This is a genomic window from Streptomyces zagrosensis (assembly GCF_014203645.1).
Taxonomy (GTDB): Bacteria; Actinomycetota; Actinomycetes; order Streptomycetales; family Streptomycetaceae; genus Streptomyces; species Streptomyces zagrosensis.
The window spans coordinates 447929-457274 of sequence record NZ_JACHJL010000005.1; the positions used below are offsets into that span (position 1 = coordinate 447929).

At 69.0% G+C, this 9346-nt stretch carries 8 protein-coding genes; 7 read left to right on the forward strand and 1 reads right to left on the reverse strand.

From position 1 onward, the window contains the following. Nucleotides 1-85: 85 nt before the first annotated feature. Complete coding sequence (gene argC / locus FHS42_RS13195; RefSeq protein ID WP_184572344.1) at nt 86-1114, reverse strand: N-acetyl-gamma-glutamyl-phosphate reductase; 1029 nt, start codon at nt 1112-1114, stop codon at nt 86-88. Between the two features lie 231 nt (nt 1115-1345). Between argC and FHS42_RS13200 the strand changes: the two genes are divergently transcribed. The 7 genes from FHS42_RS13200 (at nt 1346) to FHS42_RS13230 (ending at nt 9006) form a co-directional block, all read left to right on the forward strand. Then, nucleotides 1346-2188: a TnsA-like heteromeric transposase endonuclease subunit gene (locus tag FHS42_RS13200; protein WP_184572346.1), complete on the forward strand. Its 843-nt coding sequence runs from the start codon at nt 1346-1348 to the stop codon at nt 2186-2188. Next, complete coding sequence (locus tag FHS42_RS13205; RefSeq protein ID WP_184572347.1) at nt 2188-3021, forward strand: hypothetical protein; 834 nt, start codon at nt 2188-2190, stop codon at nt 3019-3021. Before FHS42_RS13200 ends, FHS42_RS13205 begins: the two co-directional genes overlap by 1 nt. A 9-nt stretch (nt 3022-3030) precedes the next feature. Next, nucleotides 3031-4224: a DDE-type integrase/transposase/recombinase gene (locus tag FHS42_RS13210; RefSeq protein ID WP_184572349.1), complete on the forward strand. Its 1194-nt coding sequence runs from the start codon at nt 3031-3033 to the stop codon at nt 4222-4224. After that, nucleotides 4221-5465, forward strand: coding sequence for a TniB family NTP-binding protein (locus tag FHS42_RS13215; RefSeq protein ID WP_184572350.1), 1245 nt, complete (start codon nt 4221-4223; stop codon nt 5463-5465). The genes FHS42_RS13210 and FHS42_RS13215 overlap by 4 nt, the downstream gene beginning before the upstream one ends. A 12-nt stretch (nt 5466-5477) precedes the next feature. Next, nucleotides 5478-7334, forward strand: coding sequence for a TniQ family protein (locus FHS42_RS13220; protein ID WP_184572352.1), 1857 nt, complete (start codon nt 5478-5480; stop codon nt 7332-7334). Nucleotides 7335-7425: 91 nt separating this feature from the next. Beyond that, on the forward strand, nt 7426-7941 hold the full coding sequence (locus FHS42_RS13225) for a putative immunity protein (RefSeq protein ID WP_184572353.1): 516 nt from the start codon (nt 7426-7428) through the stop codon (nt 7939-7941). Between the two features lie 174 nt (nt 7942-8115). Then, a complete protein-coding gene (locus FHS42_RS13230) occupies nt 8116-9006 on the forward strand; it encodes a GNAT family N-acetyltransferase (RefSeq protein WP_246494620.1) in 891 nt (296 codons plus the stop codon). Nucleotides 9007-9346: the final 340 nt, after the last annotated feature.

Genomic DNA, 9346 nt, shown 5'->3' on the forward strand with positions numbered 1-9346 from the left:
GGGTTCGTGGTGTCAGCCACGGCACGGGCTGGGGCAAGGGCGAGGACTGGAGCGCGGACCGGCGTACGGGCCGGGTGCGGCTGGTTCACGGCGCCACCCCTGCGGTGGAAAGGCCCAGCCCCTCGGGGAAGCCGAGGGCGACGTTCATGCTCTGCACGGCCCCACCTGCGGTGCCTTTGGTGAGGTTGTCGATGGCGCTGATGACGATGAGCCGCCCGGCCGCCGGGTCGTGGGCGAGTTGCAAGAGCGCCGTGTTGGCCCCGTAGACGGCGGAGGTGGCGGGCCACTGGCCCTCGGGCAGCAGCCGTACGAACGGCTCGTCGCGCAGCGCCTGCTCATATGCGGCACGCGCGTCGGCTGCGCTGACACCGGGCCTGGTGCGGGCGCTACAGGTGGCGAGGATGCCGCGGGGCATGGGCGCGAGGGTAGGCGTGAACGAGACGCTGACCCGCTCCCCCGCGACGGCCGACAGGTTCTGGATCATCTCGGGGGTGTGCCGATGGACACCGCCGACACCGTACGGGCTCATAGAGCCCATCACCTCGCTGCCGAGCAAGTGCGGCTTGGCCGCCTTGCCCGCACCCGAGGTGCCGGAGGCCGCGACGATCACCGCCTCCGGCTCGACCAGACCGGCGGCGTAGGCGGGAAAGAGGGCCAGCGAGACGGCCGTCGGATAGCAGCCGGGCACCGCGATGCGCTTGCTGCCGCGCAGCGCGTCTCGCCCGCCGGGCAGCTCGGGAAGACCGTACGGCCAGGCGCCCGCGTGCGGTGAGCCGTAGAACGCCTCCCAGTCCGCCTTGTCGCGCAGCCGAAAATCGGCCCCGCAGTCGATCACCGTGACGTCGGGCCCCAGCTCCCTGGCGACCTCGGCGGACTGCCCATGCGGCAGCGCGAGGAACACGACGTCATGCCCGGCCAGCCGCTCGATGCTGGTGGGCGCTAGCACCCGCTCGGCCAGCGCGCGAAGGTGGGGCTGTAGCACCCCGAGCGACTGCCCGGCGTTGGAGTTTCCCGTCAGCTCCCCGATCTCCACCTCGGGATGCCCGAGCAACAGCCGCAGCACCTCCCCACCCGCATACCCGCTGGCCCCGGCCACCGCTGCCCGTACCGTCATCGAACCCTCCTCCGTGAAGGCATGACTATACGGAGCTATGCAGCTTTATGCAATGGAGTGATGTGCGGCACAGGGGCGGGTTGAGACTGAGTTTTTGAGCTGGCCCGTGAGCGGTTGAGTTGGCCCGCTGAGCGCGGAAGGTGGCCCGCAGGGTAGCGGCCACTGCTCTCACCTGCGTCGTTTTCGGCGAAAGCGGTACGCGAGCTCCTTCGGACGGCTTGTTCTGAGGGCATGGAGGTATCGGTCCGTACGCCGCCGGTCGAGGCGGAGCCCGTGTGGTCGCACGACTGCACCCTTGATGATCTCGTCGTGCCGTACGCCCTCGCCCCGGAGGCGACTGCGCGGCTGGAGACAGGGCGCGGGTGGACACGTCGGTGGACAACGGCGTGGAAGGCGTCCCAGGCGAAGGTGGTCTGCCCGGTTCAGAACCTGGCGGACTTTCCCGCGCTAGCTTCGGCGCCGGTGCGCGGTTTCACCTGGCGGGCCGCTCAGCGGCACCGGCCGGGGCTGAAGTTGGTGCTGGTCACGGGCCGGATGCACGGTTTCGAGAGCTTGGAAGAGCGCCGCCTGCTGCTGGCCCTGGACTTTACGGACGGGATGAGCGAGGTGTTGTCCCAGCCGTTCACGCTGAAGTTCACCACCGTCGACGGCGCCGAGGAGCACACCCCGGACTTCCTCGTGCTGCTGCCCGGGACGGCGTTGTTGATCGACGTGAGACCGGGACGCCTGGTCAAGGACAAGGACCTCGTGAAGTTCGCCGCGGCCGAGCGGGCAGCGGCAGCAGCCGGCTGGCGCTACCTGGTGGTGGCTGGCTGGCGCCGCCATGTGACGGCCGGGCTGGACGCGCTGTCCGCGCGGCGTCGGCCGATGGTCGACCGGCTCGGCCTGCACGATGAACTGCTGGATCTATGCGCCGAACGCCCCCGGCAGTTCGGCGAGTTGGTGGACGCCACGTCCCTGCCCGCCGTCGCCCGCACCCATGCCGTCCATCTGCTCTGGCACCGGCGTCTGGCCATGGATCTCGCCCAACCGTTCGGCGACACCGCGTGGATCTATCCGGTGAGGGGTTCGTGATGAGTGAGGAGCGTCAGCGGACAGGGGTCGAAGATCTTCAAGAACACGACCTGACCAGGGCACGGATCAGAGAAGCCCATCTGCTGGAGGTCCAGACCGGCTACCGCAGCGGCAGCCGGCACTGGGCACGGCCGGGCGAGCCCCGGCCTGAGTACGACCCGGCGCACACCACGCTGACCGAGCGGCGCCGGGCGAAGGCGGACGAGTTGAAGGGGCTGGACCGCCAGGAGGCCAAACATCTGGGACTGGAGTGGTTCAGCGAGCGGTCACTGAAGCGCATGGCGGCCCAGTACACCGAGCACGGGCTGATCGGCTTGGCGGACGGACGGTGGACACCGCCGCTACGCGGGCGGCGGGCGGTCACCGAGGAGATCGCCGAGGCGATCCGGGCCGTTCACGCCGAGTGTCTGCACCGCTCGAAGGTGAGCATGAAGACCAAGGAACGGATGATCCACCAGTACGTGACCGAGAAGTTCGGCTCCGAGGTCCACGTTCCGCACTACACCACGTTGATGAAGGTGTGGAAGGAGTGGTTCGACAGCGGCCGCGCACGTCAGCGCTATGTCCGCTCCGCCGCGGCGGTGGAAACGGGGAAGGCGAAGGTCGTGATCACCCGCCCGGGGCAGGTCGTCGCGCTGGACACCACGCCGCTGCCGGTGAAGGTCCTCGACGACGTGTTCGGCACCCCGATCACCGTCCACCTCACTCTCGCTCTGGACGCCTACTCGCACTCCCTGGTCGCATTCCGTCTCACACCGGTGTCGGAGTCGTCGGTGGAGGTGGCGATGCTGCTGCGGGATGTGCTGCGGCCGCTGCCGATGCGGCCGGACTAGGGCGAGGAGATGGAGTGGCCCTACCCGGGCGTCCCGGCCGCGCTGGTCGCCGAGTTCGCCGGGCACAAGGTGGCGGGACTGCCGTTCTTCGCCCCGGAGACTGTGACCAGCGATCACGGCAGCGTCTACAAGAACCATCACATCGTCTCCGTCGCCCGCCGGCTGGGGATCGACCTGCTGCCGGCCCGCGCGATGCGGCCGACCGACAAGGCTGCCTGCGAGCGCGCGTTCGCCGGGGTCCAGTCGCTGCTGCTGAAACTGCTGCTCGGCTATCGGGGCGTCGATGTCGCCGATCGGGGCGTCGATCCGGAGGGCGACGCGGTCTGGACGCTGTCGCAGATGGAGCATCTGCTGGCGACGTGGATTGTCTCGGTGTGGCAAAACCGCAGGCTGGAGCAGTGCGCGCCTGCCTGGGATCCGGGTGGGCGGCACAGTCCGAACACGCTGTTCGCCGCGGCGGCGGCCCGCGACGGAATCAGCTTAGAGATGCCCGAGCCGGAGTTGTACTACGAGTTGCTGCCCGCCCACTTCGGGAAGATCGACCGCAGGCGCGGGATGAAGATCGGCGGACTTTGGTACGGCGGCACCGACCCGGTGCTCGACCCCTACCGCGGCCAGCGCTCGAACCGCAGTGGCCGGCACGCGGGCAAATGGGTCGTGCGGCGCGACCCGCGCGACTGCCGTCAGGTTTTCTTCGAGAACCCTTCGCAGCCCGGATGCTGGCATGCCCTGGACTGGAACGGCCTGCCGCCCGGAGACGACGTCCCGGCCTTCAGCGACACACGCGTACACGAAGTCCTCGCTGAGGCGGCCCGCACCGGGCTCAAGCCGCAAGGTGAGGGTGAACTGCTGCCGGTGTTGCTGAAACTCCTGGCCGCGCGGACACCAGTGACCGAGTGGCCCACCCAGCTGACGGCCCAGCAGAAGACCGAACGGGCCCGCGAGCTGGCCAGAGCCCACGAGGCCGCCACGGACCGGCCGCCTGCCCCGTTCGCCGCGCTTTCCGAGCCGGCCCGGCCCGCCGAACTGGCTGCCTCCACCCGCCGGGCGGTGACCACGGACAGGCAGCGCAGGCGTGAGGCGGCCCTCTCCACGCGTCCGCCGACGCCGCCGCCCCTTCTCGGCGAGGCCCTGCGGGAGCGAAACTTCTTCTTGGTGTCCGGCGATCAGGACGACGACCCGCCGAAGGCGGGGCCCGCATGAGCGGGCCGGAGCCGCCCGGGTTTCTCATGCCCGGCTCGCCGCCCATGCGGGACACGGTCGCGGGCTGGCGGCAGTGGGTGGCCACCCGAGGCGACTTCACTCCGGCGCCGCGGCTGAGCCTGGCCCAGTGGCGTCTGCTGAGTCCGAAGGACAAGTCGCTGCGTGATCTGCACCGCGCGGTCACCCATGCCAACCTGCCGCTGCTGCAGACCCCGATGAGCCTGGCCGTCACCAAGCTGCTGCGCGGACGCATCACGAGCAACGCGGCCAAGCGGAAGCCGACCACGCTGTCGGGTGTGATGGTCACCGGCGGCGGTTACCAGGGCAAGACCGAGACGGCCTGCGAGTGCCTGGCCGCCTTCGAAGAGGGCTGGCTCCAACTGCACCGCTACCTCAACCCCGAGGCCGTTTCCGGCACCCGTGACCTGCATGTCCCCGTCGCCTACGTGCAGACGCCGGTGACCGCGAAACCCAAGAGCCTGTGCAAGGCGATCCTCAACTTCTATGGCGCCCCGCTCAGTTCGCGGATGGACCTGCCCGACCTGATCCGCCAGGTCGCCCTGACCCTGCACGAAAACGGCACCAAGGCCCTGCTGCTGGACGACATCACGAGACTTCGCATGCACCGTGCCGATGATCAGGACACTCTCGACCTGATTCGCGCGTTCATGAACATGCACGTCACCCTCGTCCTGGTCGGCGTCGACATCCCGCGCTCCGGACTGCTGCGGGAGGGCCGCCACGACCCGGGCAGCGGCCAGGTCCACTTCCCTCCCTCCCGGCACGCGGTGAACGGCGCGGAGCCGACGCAGACCGAGCGGCGCTTCGACCTGGTCGAACTTGACCGCTTCCACTACGACACCGACGAGGAGATCACGGCCTGGACCGACCATCTCGCCGGCGTCGAGTCCCAGCTCCGCCTCATAAAAGCCGAGCCAGGCATGCTCACCGAAGGCGTCATGCCCGAGTACCTCTTCGAGCGCACGGACGGCGTGGTCGGCCTGCTGGAACGCCTCCTCGAAGACGGCTGCCGGGAAGCCATCGACTCCGGCACCGAGTGCCTGACCGAACCGCTGCTGAACAACATTGCCATCACCCCCGGCCCTCCAGGGCGCGATCGCACCACCGGGGAGATCCCCGACATCCCCGCCCCGAGGCGTCCTGCGAGGAAGGCCAGCGGTCGGCGTCCCCGCAACACCGTCCTGGATGACCAGGGCCCCGCAGCGGCCACAGGAAGCTGAAGGACGCGACGGATGCCGCCGCCTCTTCCGCGCAGTCTCGACCCGCTGCCCGGGGAGGGGTTGCCCGGCTACCTGCTACGACTCGCCCACCGGCTCGACCTCTCACCCGCCGATCTGGCCCGACGCACCGGACTGCTGCCCGCGGGCAGGGACAGCCTCTTTCACCTGCGCCACCATCTGCTCATCGATCCGCCCCCGGACGACCTCGCCGCCTTCGCCGACGCGACCCGTCTGACCCACGAGGAAGCGGACGCGCGCACGCTGCGCGGGCTGCGCGACCACTACCCGCCCCTGGCCCGCAGTCTGGAGCAGGCCCCCGGCACCGGACGCCGCCGCATCGACGGCTGGCTGTTCACCGGCTTTTCCCGCTTCTGCCCGAAGTGCCTGGCCGGGGACGGCTCGCCCATCCAGCAGGCCCACGGCGGTCCTTGGAAGAAGGAATGGCACCTGGCGGTCGTCTTCGCCTGCCCCGAGCACGAATGCTTCCTGCAGCACCAGTGCCCCACCTGCCATCGCCCCGACCGGCGTCTCGCCGACCCCCTGGTGATCCGGCCCGGAGCCCGTCACCTGCACCCCACCCAGTGCCGCTTCCCCGCCCCCGATTCCGGACGCGGCATGCACGGCAGGCCCTGCGGCGCCCGGATCGAGCTCGCCGGCAACCCCATCCGGCCCAGCCCCAGGCTCCTCGATGTCCAGCGCGACCTCCTGGACGAACTCGACCCGAACCTGCCCCAGGCCCTCACCGCCGAGAGCTTGACCGACCTGCGGCTGGTCACCGGCTTCATCGCGGCCGCCTGGCCACAGTCCCGGCACCTGCTCGACTCCGACCTCGTCGACCCTGTGAACGCGTACTTCCAGGCGAACAAGGAGAACCATCCGGGCAAGCTCCGTGGCCACCACGTGAAGTCCCTGGACAAGGCTCCGCGGGACGCCGTGGTCTTCGGCGCACTGATCGGCATCGCTGATGAGCTGCTGTTCGCCGACAACGTCCAACAGCGGATCACCGGCCTTTTCGACGCCGCTTTCCACACCCGGGAGAGCCGCACGTCCTGGGCGCGGTTCTTCGCGCACCACGAACGCACCTGCTCAACCCGAATGCGGGACATCATGCGATCCCTGATCAGCGCATATCCCGGAATCATCGGCCGCCGCATTGCCCCCTTCCGCGGCTCGGGCATGGGCTTCGCCCCGCACCAGATCCCCGCGTTCCTGGAGCAGGACTGGTACGAGCGCTTCATCCGACCCACCAGGTTCCCCGTCGATGAACGGCGCGTCCGCCGCACCGCCGCCGCCCACCTCGTCTGCCGGGCCGCACAGTGCACCCTCCGTGAAGCCACACACATTCTGGGCATCCCCGAAGGCTCGGTCCGCGACGATGTCAACGACGACGCCTTCTGGACAGGAGCCAAGGACGCCCCGATCGACTTCCGCCTCGCCGTGGTCGAACTCGGCACACATCTGCACGAGATCGCCGATCAGCTTCCCGACTACCAGCGGCGCCGCGACATCCTGAGCGACTGGGTACTCCCGGAGGAGACATGGAGGAAGCTGACCTCCGACCTCCCCGAAATCTCCGGGAAGCGTCCCGTCCTCGACGACCGGAAGCGCCAGGTCGCCTCCATCTTCATCTGGACGCGCGTCACCGCTGGCGAGCACCTCTTCGCTCCCCGGCCTCTCGAACAGGCCCAGCCCGAACAGATCCGCCAGGCATGGGCAGCGCGCCGTCCCACCACCTGGCACCAACTCGCCGGCCGCCACGACCCGGGTCCGCACTACGCCGCCCTGCGCCAGCTCCTCACCGAGTACGCAGGCAAACTGGCCAAGGAGATCGATGCTGGGGACCCGCTCGCCAACGGCGCGGTTACATAAGATGCGTTGCCCTTTGTCAGAAGCTGCGTCAGCCGGTCGTGGGTGCGCGCCCTCGGGCGTGGAGCGGATACCAGCAGAAGGAGTACCAGTCATGATCCTCCCGAAGGTCCGGGACCCTCGTTTCGTGACGATCCGCCGCGGCGGGACGCTCACTGACACGGATCATCATCTCCTCGCCCTGTGGGCGGCATCGTGCGCGGAGCACGTCCTGGACCTCTTCGAGTCGGTTCGGCCCGAGGATCCACGACCGCGTCAAGCGATCGAGCATGCCCGCGCCTGGGTGCGTGGCGAGGTCAAGATGATGCAAGCTCGCGCGGCGGGAGGCCATGCGATGGGCGCTGCCCGTGACCTGCGTGGCGCAGCACGGCATGCCGCATACGCCGCCGGCCAGGCCGGGGTCGTCGCGCACGTCGCCGCCCACGAGCTGGGTGCGGCTGCCTATGCGATCAAGGCTGCACGTGCTGCCGCGCAGGAAGACGAGGGCGAAGCAGCTGGGCGACTTGAGTGCCAGTGGCAGCGTGACCAGCTTCCGGAAGCGATCCGTGAGCTCGTACTTGACGATCAGCGATTGCGGAACGACATCTGCTGGTCGGTGTTCGACTGCTGAGCGTGAGACGGGGCACCAGCTACCCCGGCGCCTTCCGCTACTACCTCTTCACCGGCGGCTTCGAGCGCACAGCGGATGAGACGTTGCGCTTGAGTTGGTGGGTTGTGCGTGATGACTGGCGGGCAGCCGGAAAACCGGGTGCGGCATGGTCTGACTCTTCCTTACGCTGAAGTGATGGACTCTGTGCAGGTCAGGCCGATGCAAGAGAACGATCTCCCGTCGGCCGAACGGGCTTCGGCGGTGACGTTCTTCGAGGCGGAGCGGGCCACCAGGCGGGTCAGCGACCCGGAAGTCGAGCCACGTCCGGCGGTCACCTCGAAACAGTGGATCGACCGGATGCGCTTCTTCCTGAACGCCGACCCAGGAGGATGCTGGGTCGCGATGGAGGCGGATGCAGGTACCGAAAGTGCAGTCGGGTTCGCCATCTCGCAGAACCGCGGCCGTCTTTGGTTTCTTGCTACCTACGGCGTGCTGCCTGGCCATCAGGGTCGGGGCATCGGCAAGCGCCTGATGGACGCCGCGCTCGCCCACGCCGACGGGCGCCCCGGCATCTTCTCCTCCAGCGTCCACCCCGGGGCGACCCGCCGATACCGGCTGGCGGGATTCTCGCTCCACCCGCAGATGAGGATGGTCGGTACCGTCGACCGGTCTACCCTCCCCGCAGTCGACGGCTTGCGGGAGGGCCGGTCCGACGACTTCGAGTGGATGGACCGGCTGGACCGGGATCTGCGTGTCGCGGGCCACGGCCCCGACCACGGTTACATGCTCAACACCCTCCGGCTGGTCGTGTCCGCAGACCGGGCCAGGCCGGGATACGTCTACATCGATGACCGAGGACAGGCATCGCTGCTGGCTGCCGCGCACCCGGAAACCGCGCAGAGACTGTTGTGGGAGGCCCTGGCCTCGTCACAGGGAAGGACCCTGGTCAACTGCATCACCGCCCCCAATGAGTGGGCGGTCGATGTGGGTCTGGCCGCCCGTCTCGACATCGGCCAGGAGGGCTACATCGCCGTCCGCGGCATGCCAGTTCCGGCGCCCTACCTCGCCAGTGGGCATTTCCTCTGACCTGGTAGAGGCCGTTAGCGGCAGTTCTGCCCGCACGTCTGCTGGACCGGCTGTCCGTGACGCCCTGGCTGCCGCCGGGGCCTCCATCAGGGCGATGCCGTAATGCCCTCCGCGTGTCTGTGCCTGAAGCGCAACGTCTCAGCGGAGGACGTCCAAGACCCCGTGCGCTGAGCCGCGGGCCACCCGACGCTCACACAGGCCAACTCAACCGCTCACGGGCCAGCTCAAGAACTCAGTCTCAGTGTTGTGGTCGGGTAGCCGGAGACCATTGCTGGTCCCCGGCCCCCTCAGAACCGGACGTGCGAGCTTTCCCCGCATCCGGCTCAAGCAAGCCACGAGG

Excerpts from the sequence above, each read along its gene's own strand:
- argC (WP_184572344.1), bottom strand. The coding sequence starts at position 1,114 with ATGACGGTACGGGCAGCGGTGGCCGGGGCCAGCGGGTATGCGGGTGGG.
- FHS42_RS13200 (WP_184572346.1), top strand. The coding sequence starts at position 1,346 with ATGGAGGTATCGGTCCGTACGCCGCCGGTCGAGGCGGAGCCCGTGTGG.
- FHS42_RS13205 (WP_184572347.1), top strand. The coding sequence starts at position 2,188 with ATGAGTGAGGAGCGTCAGCGGACAGGGGTCGAAGATCTTCAAGAACAC.
- FHS42_RS13210 (WP_184572349.1), top strand. The coding sequence starts at position 3,031 with ATGGAGTGGCCCTACCCGGGCGTCCCGGCCGCGCTGGTCGCCGAGTTC.
- FHS42_RS13215 (WP_184572350.1), top strand. The coding sequence starts at position 4,221 with ATGAGCGGGCCGGAGCCGCCCGGGTTTCTCATGCCCGGCTCGCCGCCC.
- FHS42_RS13220 (WP_184572352.1), top strand. The coding sequence starts at position 5,478 with ATGCCGCCGCCTCTTCCGCGCAGTCTCGACCCGCTGCCCGGGGAGGGG.
- FHS42_RS13225 (WP_184572353.1), top strand. The coding sequence starts at position 7,426 with ATGATCCTCCCGAAGGTCCGGGACCCTCGTTTCGTGACGATCCGCCGC.
- FHS42_RS13230 (WP_246494620.1), top strand. The coding sequence starts at position 8,116 with ATGGACTCTGTGCAGGTCAGGCCGATGCAAGAGAACGATCTCCCGTCG.